We start from the raw sequence: 16622 nt of genomic DNA, 5'->3' as shown, positions 1-16622 counted from the left end.
CTTACCTTCTTGATTCTTTTGATTATAACATAGTTTCAAAAGAACTTTTCATATTTTTGATAAATACACTTACATTTCATTATAAATACTTGAATACACTTATAAAATGAATTATAATGAACTTATAAAGAAGCAGAAAGGATAAAGAAGATGTATCAGGAGCAGCGGCTTTCAAAAATGCTGGAACTTTTAGAGGACAAAGGACAACTGGCAGCCAAGGACATGGTGGATTATTTTCAGGTTTCTAAGGACACTATTCGCCGTGATTTCTCAATTTTGAGCGAGCGAAAACTGGTTCAGCGCACCCATGGCGGGATTATTCCTTTGGAAACTAGTCGGCAAATCCCTTCTTTCAACGACCGTGTCAACCAACTAAACCAAGAAAAAAAGGTCATTGCTCAGAAGGCTCTGGACTTTCTCAAACCCAATCAAGTCAATTTCTTTGATGTGTCGACGGTGGTTCTCAAGCTGGCTCAGAAAGTTCAGCAACCGATGACGATTTTTTCTCATTCTTTGGATAATGCCATCATGCTGAGTGACCAAGAGCAGGTTGCTTTCCATCTTTTAGGTGGAAAGTTCTATCCGAGAAATCGTTTTTACTACGCCCTCAATGAAGCCGAGCTGCTCAGAGATATCTCTTTTGATCTGGCCTTTATTGGAGCTGCAGGCCTGAAAAATGGCCAAGTTAGCTTTGAAGATCAGGAAGATGCCTATCTGAAGAAGCTCGCCCTTAAGCAGGCTAAGACAAAGATTCTGCTGGCTGAGCAGGCCAAAGTTAAGAAAGAATCAACCTATATTTTAGGAAATATCAGCGATTTTGACTACTGGATCACCGATCAAAAACCTAGCCCTGAGCTAGAAGCTCTTCTAGCTGGGAAAGTCAACATTATTTACTAGTTTCATTTTATAGCTTACGTACGGAGGAAGCGACCATGACCAAGCAACCTATTCGTTTGATTATCAGCGACATTGACGGCACAATCCTTAATGACCAACACCAAGTAGATCCGCAACTGAGGGAGCAGATTCCCTTGCTAAAAAAAGAAAACATCCCTTTTGTTCTAGCCTCTGCCCGCTCTCCTCTGGGCATGGAGCCAATTGCGCGCAAGCTGGGACTGGGTGATAACCCACTAGCCTGCTACAACGGTGCTCTAGTCATCAAGGGTGACCCGCAAGATTACGAGACCATTATCGAGCATCCATTGGATAAAAAAGAAATCCGCACTTTTCTGGAACTGGTAAAAACTAAGTTTCCTAGTGTTTCCATCAATCTCTACTCTGGTAAAGATTGGATTGCTGACCGTTTGGATAGGTGGGTGCAAATTGAAGCCGAGATTACAGGTGAGCAGCCTCTTATTCAAAATGTTCTGCTACCTGTTCTGGATGTGCTCATTCCAGTCCATAAGATGCTGTTGATTGATGATGCAGCTGTTATCCAGCAGCTCCATGCCTACTTGCAAACGATGGATTTTCCAAATACAGCCTTCTACCTGTCCAAGGACAACTATCTGGAAGTCACTCATAAAGAGGTATCAAAAGAGCAGGCCCTTCTGGAAGTGGCCAAACACTACCAGATTCCGCTGGAACAGGTCATGACAATTGGAGACAACTTCAATGACCTTCCGATGCTGCGACTGGCTGGTCTGGGAGTTGCCATGGGCAATGCCCCTGAAGCAGTTAAATTCGAGGCAACAGCCGTCACTAAAAGCAACAACCAGCACGGGGTCGCCAAAGCTATTGAGGAATATGTTTTACTATAATGCAAAAAAATCTGCCCTTGAGCAGATTTTTTATTGATGGTAATCGTAGGCAAGGCGAGAGCTGCCATCTGGCAAATAAATCGTGCCACACTGGCTAAAACCGTAGCGGCGAATGGCTGCCTGCATCGGATGGTTATCTTCATGCGTATCGATGCGGAGATAGGAAATTTGCTGCAGGCAAAAGTCAAGACATTGATGAGCCAGACCCTTTACTTGTCCATTTGAAGCGATACGATGGATTGTACCGTAAGGCTCTGAAAAATGCCAAGCACCTTCAATTTCTTGGTAGGTCGGATCTGGTCCGATGATGAACGCAAAGGTTCCAACAACCTGCCCAGCCTCTTCAAAGACATAGCAGTGACCTGCCCGAATATCTCCCTCTACCAGCTGACAATTCGGATAGGAAGCTGGCCACTGACTGGGATTTCCCATAGTCCGCATAAACTCCCTAGCCTGATCAAAAATTGCTAAAATTGCTGGGATATCCTGCATTTCCGCCAAGCGAATCATGACTTCTCCTTCCAGCTTGCATTCTTATTTGACAAATTCCTCGTAGTCGCCTGTATAATTAGCCCACTCCTTACTGAAGAATTTCTCATTGATCTGATAGTTAGGGGCAGGTTGGGGGTTAGAGACAAAAGGATCTACAGCCTTGTCGAAGGCCAGCCAGCCATTCCAGCCCATGTGGATCGTGTCCTGCATAAAGTAAGGCTTGTCGCCGTCCTTAGAAAAGTCAGCAATATTCGTAAATCCTTGACTTTCCAGCTGGAACTTAATCTTCTCAACTGTCCGCTGGTACATCTCTTCACTCAGTCCAGTATAGGCCATCCATTTGGCATTGACTGGTGGAATGACAAAGATGACATTGGTTTTTGATTTGGCAAATTGCTCCAAAACCAGCTGCAAATCATTGTACTCGGGAGACTTTTCGTAAGACTGCTTGGATTGGAAGCCTTTGAACTTCTTGATTTTTCTAGCCAAACGCTTCTTATAAAAGTCGTTATCGATACCTAAATCATTGTTATTGGTCTGCTTGACAGCATCTGCCGTAGCCAGCTGCTCCAACTCTTCATAAGAAAAGTCATCTGGAAGACGGGAAAGCTGAGGCAAAACCTTCGTGTCATAGTTGCCATTATTACCAGCAGCAAATGTACTGAAAAATGCATCCTCCCGCTGATAAATCCGACTCATAGTATTAATATACTGCTGCTCAAAAGAAGTCAGTTGGCTTCCATCGGCCACTTTCCTGACAATATCCCCCATAGCAATGTTGGGATAGAGCTGCAAAAGTCGCTGGGCTGCATACTGGGAGCCTACTCCACCATCCTGCCAGCTAAGAAAACCAGCTAGCTGGTCGCTATTGAAATACTGCTGAAAAGCCGCCGCATCATAGCCTTTTTTGGTAAACCATTGCGGAGAAACGACATAGACGGCCGTCTTATTTTCCAGCTCAGAGGTCATCTGCTGCATCCCAAAATATTGGTTGAGAGAAGCCGCCCCCCGCTGCCCTAGAAAATAAGGTCGGTAATTGCGGTCATACTTCTCGGCCAAAACAGCTGGGTGCATACTGTCAAAGCGCAGCCATTCACTAGATCCAAAGTAGGGCACAAAACGGGTATCTTGATCTGTCAGGGCCGTCATTTTTTTGCTACGGCTTTTGAACGTTTCTGCTGTAAGGGTCACAGCTGCCCGCTTCTCTGCTTCCACATCATGCTTTTTCTCAAGCGGATAGAAGAAAAAGAGCAGGGCGACCATGATCAAGGCGCAGAAGACAGGCCCCAGAATCAGCCAGAGTCGTTTAAGCATTACGAAGCTCCGTTACGCCTTCAACGATTTTATTGGCTGTATTCCAGTCATCACGGCCAAATTCTGACACTGGCACGCGGATGTCAAAACGGTTTTCCAGCTCAACAATCAGCTCTACTGTCCCCATGCTGTCCAAAACGCCAGCATCAAACAAATCCTCGTCCATCATGTCCGAAACATCTTCCATAAATAATTCGTCAATAATTTCAATTACTTCTGCTTTTACATCCATTTTAGTTTCCTCGTTTACATTTTATTTTTTAAACCAAAGGTCATTCAAAAATCCTGAGAAGATCAAGAATGAGAACATGACAACATGGAAGGTGATCACAACCCCCAGCGCTTGGGTCCACTTGTTGTCAGGCAGGGCTGGCAGTCCCTTACTTTTACGCTCTTTATTGATGGTCTTTTTCTTACGGAGCCAAGCGTCATTGACCACCAAGCCCAGACCGTGGAAGAGACCATAGGCGATATAGTACCAGGTCACACCATGCCAGAAGCCCATGACCAACATATTGATTATATAGGCTACACTGGAAGTCGTATTGCGGTTTTTAAAGACCTTGTTGCGCATGAGTACCATGACCAGGCGCATAAAGACAAAGTCACGGAACCAAAAGGACAGGCTCATGTGCCAGCGATTCCAGAATTCCTTCAAATCGCGTGAAACAAAAGGCTTGTCAAAGTTGATAGGGCTCTTGATGCCCATGAGATTGGAAATGGCCACCGCAAACATCGAATAACCGGCAAAGTCAAAGAAGAGATCCAGACCAAAGACATACATGACGCCTAGCGTTCCCAGATTGAAGAAACCACCAGTATAGAGGGCATAGGTCTTGACGTGCCCTAAAATCATGTGGCCAAAGATATGGGCCAGGACAAACTTATAGAGAAAGCCCAGCATGATATACTTGACCGACTGCTCCAGCATATCCAGAAGCTCATCGCGCTCTGGTATTTGGAGATAATTTTCATTGAAACGCTTGAAACGATCAATAGGGCCACTAGAAAAAGTAGGCATAAAGAGCATAAAGCGGAGGAATTCCCAAAGACTGAAATCAGTCAGCACGCCATCCCTCAGCTCAATAATCATACCAACTGAGCGGAAGGTCAGATAGGAAATTCCCAGGAAGCCAAAGAGTGATTGATGGCCACTGATAGCTGGCTCGACCTTGACCCAGAATAGGGGCAGAACCGCCAATGCTGTATGCAAATAAAATATCCACTTGCTGTCCCGCTTTTTGCGGTAGAATTTATAAGAATAAACCCAGACCGTCTGCCAGACGACATAAAAGAGCAGGGCATAAAGCTGCGCTAGACTAGGCCCCGTCAACATCAAGACAATAAAGACCAAGCTGACCAAGGCTTCATAGACCGGGAAGCGTTTCTTAAAGAAAAGTCCGATAAAGATTGGCAAAACAGCCAAGATAAGATAAAGGAAATACTGTGGGTCTCCGTAAGGCTCCAGATGAGGAAGCTGTTTCAAGAAATCCATCATGACTTGTTGACCTCACTAATCAGCCCCTTGATATCAATCTTGCCGTTTGGTGTTAGGGGCAGAGATTCCCGATAGAGGAACTTAGATGGCATCATATAAGACATCATGATATCCTGTAGATCCTCTTTGATAGCCTTGGTAATATCGATTTCGCGGTCAAATTGCTCTGCAACACCGTCTTTCAAAATAACGTAGGCCAATAAGTTTTGAACCTTGTGGTCCTTATTGTAGCGTGGTACTGCTACTGCCGCCTCGATATACTTGGATTTGTTGAGGTTTTGAGATACGTCCTCTAGCTCGATGCGATAGCCGTTAAACTTAATCTGGAAGTCCATACGACCGCCGTAGAGTAGGAGACCTTCATCAGTCATCGTACCCACATCGCCTGTATGATAGGCTGGTAGCCCTTCAAATTCAAAGAAGGCTTCAGCTGTCTTTTCAGGATTGTTGAGGTAGCCCTTGGATACGGCTGGTCCGCAGACAATGATTTCGCCCTGCTGACCATTTGGCAATTTTTGCCCATTTTCATCGATGACAAAGGTTGGTGAATCCGCCTTGGTATAGCCGATTGGCAGACGCTTGAGGGTAGCTAACATCTCATCTGTGATGGCAACTGCAGACAGAGCCACCGTTGCCTCAGTCGGACCATAGGCATTGATAATACGAGCCTCAGGGAAACGCTCCCGCAATTTCTGAGCTGTCTTGACCGTCAGCTCCTCTCCATCAAAGTAAAAATGCGTAATGCCTGGCATCTTTTGGCTGTTAAAATCTTCCGAAAGCATAGCCATATCCGCAAAGGACGGTGTAGAAGTCCAGATCGCTACAGGCAGGCTGAGAATCGCTTCAAATAGCTGCTTGAAGTCCTGAGTCAGACTAGAAGGCAGGGCATAGAGAGTGCCCCCCAGCGCCAAAGTCGGTGCCCAGTACATAACTGACAAGTCGAAAGAATAAGGCGGTTGCGCCAGCATTTGCGGACGGCTCGGTGTCGCAAATTCCTTGTCTGTAATCATCCAGTTGGTAAAGCTGAGCAGGTTATCATGAGAGATTTGCACACCTTTAGGTTTACCAGTCGTACCAGAAGTAAAGATGATGTAGTAATTGTCATCACCCTTGACTGGATGGCTCATCTCATAGGCAGTCTTTTCTGCGTAAGCCGCTCGAACCTCTTCCAGACTGAGAATGGCTGCATCTGTATCAGCCAGCGGAAAATCCGCAATGGCAATAATCAAGCTTGGTTCGGCTACTTCCAAAATAGCAGTCACGCGCTCCAAGGCTGAATGACTATCAATAGGAATATAAGCATGACCAGCCTTGGTCAAGGCCACAAAAGTAGCCAGCATTTCGTACTCCTGACCACCGTAAACAACGACGGGTGACTTGGGAGCCAGCCCCAAGCTATCAATCTTGGCTGCCAATGCATCGGAATCGGCCTTTAGATCTCCGTAGGTATGGACTTGTCCGAGGACATTGTAGACAGGGAAATCTGGCTGCGTCTGAGCAAAGTGCTCAATCGCTTCAATCATATCTGTAATTGCTGTATTTGACATGTGTATAGTACTCTCTTACATTAAAATTCATTGTAGATAAAGCCACCTTGACCTTGACCAAGATAACTAAAGAAATAAAGCAGGGCTACGAAAATCACAAAGTATAGCAATGTCTGCCCTACAAACTTATAAATCGTCTTATATTTCGTCATTTCATTCACTCTTATCTTTTTTTAGATAGACATAGATTATTTTACCATTTTATAGAGAAAGATTTCAATATAAAAGCTATCAATTGTGTAAAGTTCTTGTAAGGAAATAAGGAGAAAAAGAGTTACTTCCCTTATTTTTCAAGAATGAAATCCTTTTCAATATCTATAAGTAAAATTTCTATATATTACTTGACTTTTTATTCGAAAGGGATTATCCTATATGTAGAAAGTTTATATATAATATTTTTATATATAGGAGGTAGTGCATGTATTTCCCTACATCTTCTACCCTGATAGAATTTCTGATTTTAGCGATTTTAGATAAAGAAGATTCCTACGGTTACGAGATTAGCCAAACCATCAAGCTCATTGCCGATATCAAGGAGTCCACGCTTTATCCTATCCTGAAAAAATTGGAAAAGAGTCAGTATTTAGAGACTTACTCTCAGGAATATCAAGGTCGAAAACGAAAATATTACTCTCTGACCCCAACAGGTCAGAAACAACTGGTCAGCCTCAAAAATGAATGGGAGCTTTATACCAGCATGATTAAGGGCATTATCGAAGGGAGTGTTCGCCATGACAAGAACTGAATATCTAGCCCAACTAGATAACTATTTGAAAAAGTTACCAGCAAAAGACTATCAAGAAGCCATGGACTACTTCACCGAGTATTTTGACGAGGTAGGTCCTGAGGGCGAGGCAGCGGCTATAGCTGAGCTGGGCAGCCCCAAAGAAGCCGCTCACGAGATTATCATCAATCTTCTGGACAAGAAAATAGAAGAAGACAGTCAAGAAGCTAGCTCTGTCAAAAATAGCAAGCAGATCGTCCAGATTGCCATTCTGTCCATCTTGGCAGCACCGCTGGCAATTCCCCTCCTGATTTTGGCTTTGACCTTAGTCTTTACTTTCTTCCTCCTCATCAGTGTCTTTGCTTTTGTTATGGCCGTCTTTGCTTTTGCTATGTTTGCCATAGGGGCTAGTCTGATTTGGGACAGCCTGACTCTCGGCATGGCTACTTCGATTCCTGCTTTTTCCCTTAGTTTGGGGATGAGCCTCTTAGCCTTGGGGATGGCTGGATTCTTTTATCTCAGCATTGGTCCTATCCTTCGCTTTATCAAACTGAGTTTTGTCAAACTCGCCCAAGCCTTGGCACGGAAAGGAGGCCGTCATGTCTAAAGTAAGAAAAACCGTGTTCAGCATTGCGATTGTTGCCTGTCTGCTGGGTATAGGCCTGATACTGGTAGGTCTGGCCAGTGGAGGTCTGCAAGATTGGGTGAGGAGCTCAGCCGCTAGCACCAAGATGGCTAAGCAAGAAGAAACCTATGACAATATCCATTCCCTAGATCTAGAGCTCAACAATCGCTCGGTTGTGATTGAAGAATCACCCGATGATAAGGTCCACTTGACCTATTATCAAGGAGACGGCAAGACATCTGAGAAAGTGGCTACGAAAGCTAAAAACGGAAGTTTATACATTAAGGAATCCAGCTTTTTTATCAACATTAACAGCGGCCTACGCTCTTTACTAGGCTTGATAAATGGAGATTTGGAAAGGACTCAACAAATCACTCTAAGCCTACCTAAGGGAAGGAACTTGGAGCAGGTTAAGGCCAGTTTAGCTAACGGCAGCCTATCAATCAATGACCTGACAATCAAAAAATTAAAAGCCGATCTCAGCAATGGTTCAATCGAACTCAGTCATAGCCAGATTGAGACTGGCAGTATCGAAAATGACAATGGTAGCATCGAGCTAGTCCAAACCAGCCTGACCGATACTCAAATCAGTCTCTCCAACGGCAGTATCACTAGTGATAAACTAACCCTCAAGGGCAATATCAACATGTCCAGCGACAATGGCTCCATCGATCTCCATCTCACCGAAGAGACCTTCAAAGCCATCTCACTGGACCTGCAAACAGACCTAGGTGACATTGAACTGCCCAAGGACATGCAGACCAGCCACGACCAAGATAACTTTATAGGTGATCGGGTCATTCATACCAATGAACAAGCTCAAGCCAAGCTAACCGCCCGCACCAGCACTGGCAGCATTGCGATTAGTCATTAAAAATAGAACGGAGCCTGATTGGTTCCGTTTTTTATGGTTATTTTCTCTAACCCTACCTTTACTTCCTATATCCTTTATGTTATGATATTCTATAAAAATTTATCACAAGGAGGTCCCTATGAAAAAACTCACACCTGGTATGCACATTCGGGTCGTCAGCCCCTCGTCGTCAATCGAACGCCTTGGTGGCTTTGAGGCCAATCTAGCCGCCAAGGAGCGCTTGGAAAAGCTAGGATTTACCGTTTCTTTTTCGGAGCATTATCTGGAAAATGATATACTAGGCTCTGCCTCCATCGAAAGCCGGGTGGCAGACATTCATGCTGCCTTCGCAGATGAGTCCGTTGATGCTATTCTGGCCACTATCGGCGGTTTTAACTGCAATGAGCTCCTGCCCTATCTGAACTTTGAGTTGATAGCTAGCAATCCTAAGATTTTCTGCGGCTACTCAGACACGACAGCCTTGCTCAACGCTATCTATAGCAAGACCGGCATGAAAACCTACATGGGACCATCCTACTCCAGCTTTAAGATGGAAGCCCTGCAGGACTATCAGACCGAGAGCTGGCTCAAGGCCGTCAGCCAGACTTCTTATGAATTGACTCCTAGTGAGAAATGGGGCAGTAATGCTTGGTATCTTCCAGATGCGCCACTGACTTTCCATGAGACAGTGTGGAAAGTCTACAACCATGGAAAAGCCCAAGCCACTGCTATCGGCGGCAATCTCTCTACCTTCTCGCTTCTACGTGGCACCCCCTATGCTCCGACAGATGAGAACTATGTCCTCTTTGTTGAAGAGGCGGAGGAAGATGATTATGTGGAGTTTGACCGCAATCTAGCTGCCCTCCTTCAGACCTATCCTAACCCGCAGGCCCTCCTCATCGGCCGCTTTCCAAAAGAATGCCAGATGACAGAGGAACTGCTCCTTTATATCTTGGATAAACATCCAATTCTAAAGACGATTCCCGTCCTCTATGACTTGGACTTTGCCCATACTCAGCCACTCTTTACTATTACCATCGGTGCTCAAGTGGCCGTGGATACGGAGACGATGTCTATCAAAATTGACGAATAAACAAGAAACGACCTCCAAACAAAAGGTCGTTTTTGATATCTAAAAGTCATGAATCATCTCTAAACAGCGCTCCAAATCCACATCCCGCTCCAGATGCTCAACTGTCCAAGGAATAAGGATGTCTGGTTCAATCCCCTTGTCTGTCATCCCCTGTCCCTTATCAAGTGCTAGAGCGCGTGAAGTTGGAAAGTTCAAACTATAGTCACCATAATCTACCTGACAGCAGTTAGAATAATCTAGTATTCCAAGAGTCGGGCGCCCCAGAACCGTCACCTTAGGAAAACATTTCATCATCTGGACAAAATTGTCTCCCGACGAAGCACAGTAGACATCTGCCAAGACAAAAATCTTCTCAGGATGGCTTCCTCCTTTCACATTAGGAAACATTTCCCTGTCCTCGCCTCCAAATTTAACATAGCCTTTGCCCCGATTGGCCTGCAGGTCTTGCATGATTATCTCCAACAAATCCTTCGTCTCCTGATTAATCCCTTCCTGCTGCACGTAGGCTTCAAAATCTTTCAAACGCAGGTCAACATTCCGCTCTGTGTAGAGAATTTCCATCCCTTCATCAGTCCAGCCCAAGTCAGAATAGACTTGCCCCTCAGAAAGAGCATAGTGGAGCAGGGGAAAATACAGCGAGTCCATCCCGCCAGTATTTTGACGGACATCAATCACCAGACAAGCAGCCCTCTTGATAGTATCTTGTGCTTCCTGATAGAGTTTGTTGATGGCTTTCTCGTTCCTAAAGTCATCCAAACGGAGATAAATAACACCCTTTTCTAACTCTTTCCATTCAAATCGACTCTCTACAGGATTCTGGCTAGGCTCAACTGAAAGGATTTGCTCTACTCCTGCTCGCAAAACAGTCACTTGCCTAGCTTTTGAAATCAACTCGCTCCACTCACGGTAGTTTCGCTCGGGCGTTGAACTGGTAAAATACGCTCGGTGCATCCTATAAAACTCTTCTAGATGTTGTCCATCCAGTTTCACAATTTGATCGCCCGCCTGCAAATTCGTATCTGCATTAGCCTGCTCAACATAAAGTCCTTGGATTGTTGAACGTAGAAAAAAACCTTTTGGCTTAGCATATTTCTCCCGAAAAGCTACGTGGCCAATAACTCCGAAGCTAGCTAGATAAGTCTGAACCTGATAAAGAAAGTCCTTTTCACTCATATCGTCTGAAATACATTCGCGAAAACCAGTCGGATCCGCACCGTCAATATCCTTTTTAGTTGCAGAATCTTGGGTCATAATCGAAACAACATCTTCAAAAATAGCCGTTTTTCTCATCGTATTGCTCCTCTTCATTATTGAGACCAGTATATCATTTTTGTACATTTTATGCCGATTTAAACAAAAAAATCTAAGCACAATCTCTGCTTAGATTTTTTCTAATCAATGTCCACCAGGACCGCCACCTTGTCCGCCTGGGGCACCACCGCCACCAGGGCCATCGGCTGTGATTTCGGTTCGGGTTTGCCCATTAACCGTGATGGTACCGCCCGTATAGCTAGCCTTACCATCAAAGTCAAAGGCAGACACAGTGGACGTGATAGCTAGGTTTCCGCCTGTCATGATGATATCGCCGTTTGAGTCAAGGGCGTCTGTATCGCCTTGGCCGACCTTAACCTTGATGTCACCACCAGTAATCTTGATGAAAATCTCAGCCCCAGTCACCGTACTAGCTGCATTGATCCCATCATCCGTCGCATAAAGATCAAGTGTCCCGCCATTAATCGTGACATTTGTTCCCTCTAAAGCTTCGACACTGGACTTGACTGTGATGGTGCCACCGTCGATCACCGCTGCATTGCTGGCATGAAGGCCGTCATCGCCAGCATTAATCGTAATGGTACCAGACTGAATATAGAGATTCCCGAGCGAAGTATCTTCATCATTATCTGCGTGAATCGCATCCTCCGTTGCGGTAATATCCAGACTAGCCTCCTTGATATTGATAGCATCATTGGCTGACAAGGCATTCTTGTAGCCTTTAATCGTATAAGTCCCGCCTGTGATGCGCAGGTCATCATTAGACTCGACCGCGTTACCATATTTTCCTTCGATGGTCAGACTGCCTGAGCCGTTAAAGGTCAAGTCGTCCTTACTATAAATGGCCGCATCGTAGTCAGTATTGGTGTGATTGGCTGAGTCAGAAATGCTACTCTTACTGCCTTCAGCTAGGGTAATAAAGGTTTTATCCGCATTTTCTACCACAATCGCTGCATCCGTCCCTGTCATGGTCACGCCATCCAAGACGATTTGTACCTTGTCTTGATCGCCAGCCTTGACAACAATCTGCACATTTTCACTGCTGCCAGAGAGGACATAGATTCCAGCTGCCGTAATCGTCACCGTGGAGCCAGAAACGCTCGCTCCGTCACCAGATGTCTTGGCTGTAGAGCCACTCAAGCTAATCTTGGTCGCTGTCGATTCATCATAAGAAGCCTCCTGATCACGATCCGTGAAATAGCTAGATGTATCTGTCTTTGTCGTACTGGTAGCCGTTTGAGTGGTATTGGTGCTGGCGCTCGTACTGGTGCTGGACTGACTGGTCACGCTACAAGCTCCCAAGGTGACAGTCATTAGCGCTAGGGGCACCATTAGTTTTATTTTCTGAAATATTTTTTTCTTGCCTGTTTTCATGATTGGCCTCTTTCTAGATATTATAATTCATTTTCTTTCGTGATATAGCGGCTGATGGCAATCTCTAGATTTCCATTGCGCGTGCGTAGGGCATCGATGAGTTCTTTTTCGGTCATTCGACCATTCAGCTGAATGATGTATTTAATCTTGAACAAACTCCCCATATCAGAGGTTTTGACATTAGCCAGTTCAACATGATTGGCAGCTTTGTTGAAAATATCATCAAAAATGCTTTCATAATCCAGACTTTCTGGTATGACGATAGTCAGCTGGCGCATGGAATGCTTCATCTGCCCGAAATTGACCACCTCAAGCAGCAGCATAGCGAGCGACATGATAAGGGTAAAGATGGTCGCAAAGACCAGATAGCCCATTCCGATAGCAATCCCGATTGTCATGACTAAGAAAATGGACACCAGCTCCTTGGCCCCTCCCGGTGCGGAACGGAAACGAATCAAGCTGAAGGCCCCCATGACGGCAACCCCTGCTCCCAAACTTCCATTGACCAAGAAAATCACAATTGCAATCAAGGTCGGTAAGAGCGCCAAACTCATCACAAAGGACTTGCTGTAAACTGTCTTAAACTGGTAAACCTTGGCAATGACTAAGCCCAAAAGCAAGGATACTCCAATAGCCAACATCATCATGGCCGGATCTACAGCCGTATCGGTAAAAATATCATAAAATAAATGACTAAGCATGATTTAAAACTCCTTTATAGTCTGTCGTTTTCTTATAAGCAACCCCGTATTTGGAAAAGGAGCTTGGGAAAACCTGATGGCGATCCAAAATCTCACTCAGCCAGAGCGGATAGGCCCCTGGCACCTTGACTTCCATAATCACATGATGATTCGGCAGAAGATTTTCCCCGTAATGACCATGCAAGAGGCTCAAATCATAGTTGCGGTAGGTCAAATCATGGTCAATGGTAATCCGAACATTGGGATCCTCAATCCCCTTCATAGAATAACGATTGTAGTAGATATACATCATGGGCTGCAGACCACCGTAGCGCTGACCCAGCCAGTCGATTTCCTCACGAATCTGACAATCCTCAACCTTACTGTGATCGCCCTCCAAGTAAGCCTCTGCAGCGACTAGATCTGTCGAAATGCGGCGTTTGTAGACAATCTTACGCACTTTTTTCTTGATTTCCAAAAAGACTTGACTGTCTTCTCTTGGGCTTTCATCGTAGGTCCGCACGCGCAATTTTTCTTTAAAATAAGGCTTTTCTAAGGACTCACGAATCATTTGATAGGTCGGGGTGTCGTAGTAAAGATTATGGATGGTCGAGTAAGCATGCTCATCCTCCACCAGATGACTTTCAAACTCGGTCAGTAAATCGGCCAAAGTTTCTTTGGAAATAATGTATTTGGTTTCAAATCGTTGAAATTTATCTTTAAATGTCTTTTTAGCCATGGATTCTCCCCCTGTCTTTCTTGTAACTAGAGCCATTTTACGGATGAAAACTTAAAGCAAGGCTAAAGAAAACTTAAAGAAAACAAAACATTCATATTTTCATACCGAATAAAATAGACTTGTGGAGAAAATCTACACAGCAAAATTCTCTACTGTTTCACGTGAAACAAAAAAACTTGGTTCTGTTCACAAAACCAAGTTGTTCCTTTCGAAGAGAAAATAGTCTGCGCTCTTCTCTATCTTAAATAATTTCTTTCTTATCAGGACGATAGGCCATTGTGCCTAAGACCATGAAAAGCAGTAAAGTCGCGACCAAGAAGGCTAGTTGGCCACCGATTTGACCATTCATCGAGATCGTTTCCCGCAGTCCTGACACCGCATAGCTCATTGGCAAGATTGGATTGAGCATTTGGAAGATTTCCGCCGTCAGGGGCAGCGGATAAGTACCAGCGCTAGAAGCCAACTGCAGGAGCAAGAGGATCAAGGAGATAAAGGCCCCGACCTTACTATCCCAAGTGACCAGAGTCGTCACAACCGCCATAAAGGCCATGCTAGCTAAAACAGTCAAGGCCAGCGTCGTCCATTCATAGTTGGCCTTAAGACCGATCAAATGAACTGCTCCGTAAACCAAGATGCCAGCCAAAACAGAAATCAAGCCATTGACCTCCAAACGAGCCTTAAGCCAAGCTTTGCGAGAAGCTGGAACTTGACCAGAAGGAAGCGTGCCAAAAATAACATTGGTCGAAATCGCCGCCACAAAAAGAGCAACAGAAATCATGTAGGGAGCCATACCAATACCATTTTTACCAACCTGATCTTTATCTGTCTTTTTCAGCTCGACAGGGCCAGCCAAGGCAGCCGCATTGTCCTCTGTCACTGAAAGCTCGGACAATTGACCCTTGGCATCCGTCAACCCTGTATTTAGAGTCTGAGCGCCGATTGATAAATTTCCTAGCCCACTGTTCAAGGTGAGACCACCATTCGCTAACTGCTGAGAACCATCCGCCATTTGAGTTGCACCTGTAGATAATGTTTGCATACCTGCGACCAAAGTAGATGATTTATCATGTAATTGAGAGAGGCCTGAGCTGATTTGACCGATTCCTGAAGTCACTTGGTCATTATGGCTCGCTAGATTAGCCGCTCCTTGAGAAAGCTGATCAACCCCTGTAGTATAAGCGGCTACTCCCTGAGCTACTTGAGAAAGGCCACCTGTATAAGCCGTAATGCCTTGAGAAAGGGTCGCCGAACCAGTACTGGCAGAGGATAAAGCTTCATTTACCTGACCTAGGCCACCGTAGAGACCACTAATCATAGCTGAAGCACCTGGCAGGACTTGGTTGGCCGCTGCCGACAGCTGACTTGCCTGACCACTGGCCGTTTGCAGTCCTTGCAGATTCGTTTGGATAGCTTGGACTTCCTGTAGAATAGCTGCCGCTGCACTACTGCTAGAATCAGCACCACCTGCTAGAGCTGCTTTTAGTTCTTCTTGCTCATCGGTAGAAAGTTTTTGGTAAGCAGCTGTTCCTTCTAAAGCAGCTACGGCTGCCGCCCGATCACTTTGCGCACTACTTGCCAAAGACTGGGCATTGGTCGCAATCGTTGTGAGAGAAGCCGCAATTGTTTCCGTTGGCAAGCTCGTTCCCGATGTGGCATTCTGAATAGCTGTATTGAGCTGATCTAGACCCGCCGTCAACTGAGCAACCTTTTCTTGGTTAGTCGTAACACTGCTATTAACGGAGGATTGCAGTTCTGCCAAACCGCTGTTTAGGCGCTCCACACCAGCGACTAATTCCTGTGAATTACCCGTCAGTTGGTTGGTTCCATTCAGTAATGTTTGTGACTGAGCGGTTAACTGACTGGCACCAGCTGAAAGCTGCCCAACTCCATCTGTATATTCCGTCATCTTGCTAGTAAAAGTCGGCAAGCCGGCATTGATCTGAGCCACTCCATTTGTGTATGCTACCAGACCAGTCGATAGCGCTGTAGCTCCATCTGAGAAAGTGAGGCTGGACTGAGCTAGACTTTCTAAGTTAGTAGACAGCTTTTGGCTACCGTTTGCCAGTTCCTGACTGCCTTCGGCCAATTTAGCTGTGCCATCTGCGGCTGTTCCAAGTCCACCTTTTAGCTTATCCATACTCGCAAAAAGGCTTGTCACATAGCTGTTTGTAATCTTCTGACTGACCGATTGCTTCATCGAAGTCATGGCAGAATCGCTCATTTTGCTGGCGATAAAACTATGCCCACTGGATGTTTGATAATGAATCGTAACTTGCTTAGGCTGATTGCTCAAGATACTAGCCGCATTGGCTGATAGATCCTTAGGAAGAGTCACCACCATGTAATAGTCGCCCTTTTCCAATCCCTTCTCTGCCTGATCCTTATCCACAAAATGAAAATCCAGCGCTGCATTTTTCTTCATATCTTGAACCATATCTGAACCAATGGACAAGTCTTTTCCATATAAGCTTGCCTTCTGGTCCTGATTGACCACCGCTACTGGCAAATCAGAAAGTTTGCCATACGGATCCCACATAGAGCTCAAAAAAATCACATTATACAAGGCTGGAATTAAGGCAACCCCCAGCATGACTACAATAATCTTCGGTTTTTTGAAGATCGCTTTCCATTCTTTGAACATCTTTTCTCCT

At 45.2% G+C, this 16622-nt stretch carries 17 protein-coding genes; 6 read left to right on the top strand and 11 right to left on the bottom strand.

Annotated elements, in window-relative coordinates; all coding sequences use genetic code 11:
- The first annotated feature begins 150 nt into the window (after positions 1 to 150).
- Together PAN94_RS00375 and PAN94_RS00370 are read left to right on the top strand one after the other, a co-directional pair.
- A complete protein-coding gene (locus PAN94_RS00375; RefSeq protein ID WP_285874202.1) occupies positions 151 to 897 on the top strand; it encodes a DeoR/GlpR family DNA-binding transcription regulator in 747 nt (248 codons plus the stop codon).
- 35 nt (positions 898 to 932) lie between these two features.
- On the top strand, positions 933 to 1760 hold the full coding sequence (locus tag PAN94_RS00370; RefSeq protein WP_062004544.1) for a Cof-type HAD-IIB family hydrolase: 828 nt from the start codon (positions 933 to 935) through the stop codon (positions 1758 to 1760).
- Between the two features lie 30 nt (positions 1761 to 1790).
- On the opposite strand, the gene PAN94_RS00365 is transcribed toward PAN94_RS00370, so the two are convergent.
- The 6 genes from PAN94_RS00365 to PAN94_RS00340 are packed head-to-tail and all read right to left on the bottom strand — an operon-like array spanning position 1791 to position 6763.
- Positions 1791 to 2270, bottom strand: a complete 480-nt coding sequence (locus PAN94_RS00365; protein ID WP_187421009.1) for a GNAT family N-acetyltransferase — start codon at positions 2268 to 2270, stop codon at positions 1791 to 1793.
- Between the two features lie 24 nt (positions 2271 to 2294).
- Positions 2295 to 3566, bottom strand: a complete 1272-nt coding sequence (gene dltD / locus PAN94_RS00360; protein ID WP_062004545.1) for a D-alanyl-lipoteichoic acid biosynthesis protein DltD — start codon at positions 3564 to 3566, stop codon at positions 2295 to 2297.
- On the bottom strand, positions 3559 to 3798 hold the full coding sequence (dltC, locus tag PAN94_RS00355; protein ID WP_005591431.1) for a D-alanine--poly(phosphoribitol) ligase subunit DltC: 240 nt from the start codon (positions 3796 to 3798) through the stop codon (positions 3559 to 3561). Before dltC ends, dltD begins: the two co-directional genes overlap by 8 nt.
- A 21-nt stretch (positions 3799 to 3819) precedes the next feature.
- On the bottom strand, positions 3820 to 5064 hold the full coding sequence (gene dltB / locus PAN94_RS00350) for a D-alanyl-lipoteichoic acid biosynthesis protein DltB (RefSeq protein WP_062004546.1): 1245 nt from the start codon (positions 5062 to 5064) through the stop codon (positions 3820 to 3822).
- Positions 5061 to 6611: a D-alanine--poly(phosphoribitol) ligase subunit DltA gene (gene dltA, locus PAN94_RS00345; protein ID WP_285874201.1), complete on the bottom strand. Its 1551-nt coding sequence runs from the start codon at positions 6609 to 6611 to the stop codon at positions 5061 to 5063. The genes dltB and dltA overlap by 4 nt, the downstream gene beginning before the upstream one ends.
- 20 nt (positions 6612 to 6631) lie before the next feature.
- On the bottom strand, positions 6632 to 6763 hold the full coding sequence (locus PAN94_RS00340; protein WP_005591428.1) for a teichoic acid D-Ala incorporation-associated protein DltX: 132 nt from the start codon (positions 6761 to 6763) through the stop codon (positions 6632 to 6634).
- A 266-nt stretch (positions 6764 to 7029) separates the two neighbouring features.
- On the opposite strand from PAN94_RS00340, the gene PAN94_RS00335 reads away from it, so the two are divergent.
- The 4 genes from PAN94_RS00335 to PAN94_RS00320 all read left to right on the top strand — a co-directional run bounded on the left by PAN94_RS00335 (position 7030) and on the right by PAN94_RS00320 (position 9906).
- Entirely contained in the window at positions 7030 to 7356 is a 327-nt protein-coding gene (locus PAN94_RS00335) for a PadR family transcriptional regulator (protein WP_005591427.1), read from the top strand.
- Positions 7343 to 7942, top strand: coding sequence for a DUF1700 domain-containing protein (locus PAN94_RS00330; protein ID WP_285874200.1), 600 nt, complete (start codon positions 7343 to 7345; stop codon positions 7940 to 7942). The genes PAN94_RS00335 and PAN94_RS00330 overlap by 14 nt, the downstream gene beginning before the upstream one ends.
- The gene (locus PAN94_RS00325) at positions 7935 to 8834 is read left to right on the top strand and encodes a DUF4097 family beta strand repeat-containing protein (protein ID WP_285874199.1); all 900 of its coding nucleotides are present in this window, start codon (positions 7935 to 7937) and stop codon (positions 8832 to 8834) included. The genes PAN94_RS00330 and PAN94_RS00325 overlap by 8 nt, the downstream gene beginning before the upstream one ends.
- 118 nt (positions 8835 to 8952) lie before the next feature.
- Positions 8953 to 9906 carry a S66 family peptidase gene (locus PAN94_RS00320; RefSeq protein ID WP_285874198.1) on the top strand — a complete coding sequence of 318 codons (954 nt, stop codon included), beginning with the start codon at positions 8953 to 8955 and terminating at the stop codon, positions 9904 to 9906.
- 39 nt (positions 9907 to 9945) lie between these two features.
- Here PAN94_RS00320 and PAN94_RS00315 read toward each other — a convergent pair whose 3' ends face one another.
- The 5 genes from PAN94_RS00315 to PAN94_RS00295 form a co-directional block, all read right to left on the bottom strand.
- A complete protein-coding gene (locus PAN94_RS00315) occupies positions 9946 to 11196 on the bottom strand; it encodes a S41 family peptidase (RefSeq protein WP_285874197.1) in 1251 nt (416 codons plus the stop codon).
- Positions 11197 to 11301: 105 nt separating this feature from the next.
- Positions 11302 to 12552, bottom strand: coding sequence for a carbohydrate-binding domain-containing protein (locus PAN94_RS00310; protein WP_285874196.1), 1251 nt, complete (start codon positions 12550 to 12552; stop codon positions 11302 to 11304).
- 20 nt (positions 12553 to 12572) lie between these two features.
- Positions 12573 to 13253: a DUF4956 domain-containing protein gene (locus tag PAN94_RS00305; RefSeq protein WP_187421018.1), complete on the bottom strand. Its 681-nt coding sequence runs from the start codon at positions 13251 to 13253 to the stop codon at positions 12573 to 12575.
- Positions 13246 to 13971 carry a polyphosphate polymerase domain-containing protein gene (locus PAN94_RS00300; protein WP_285874194.1) on the bottom strand — a complete coding sequence of 242 codons (726 nt, stop codon included), beginning with the start codon at positions 13969 to 13971 and terminating at the stop codon, positions 13246 to 13248. The genes PAN94_RS00305 and PAN94_RS00300 overlap by 8 nt, the downstream gene beginning before the upstream one ends.
- 241 nt (positions 13972 to 14212) lie before the next feature.
- Complete coding sequence (locus PAN94_RS00295; protein WP_285874192.1) at positions 14213 to 16612, bottom strand: YhgE/Pip domain-containing protein; 2400 nt, start codon at positions 16610 to 16612, stop codon at positions 14213 to 14215.
- Between the last annotated feature and the right edge of the window lie 10 nt (positions 16613 to 16622).

It is taken from the genome of Streptococcus sp. SC1 (assembly GCF_030272855.1).
Classification (GTDB): Bacteria; Bacillota; Bacilli; order Lactobacillales; family Streptococcaceae; genus Streptococcus.
Note: the sequence above shows the minus strand (reverse complement) of the source record. Positions and strands in the feature narration are given on the sequence as shown.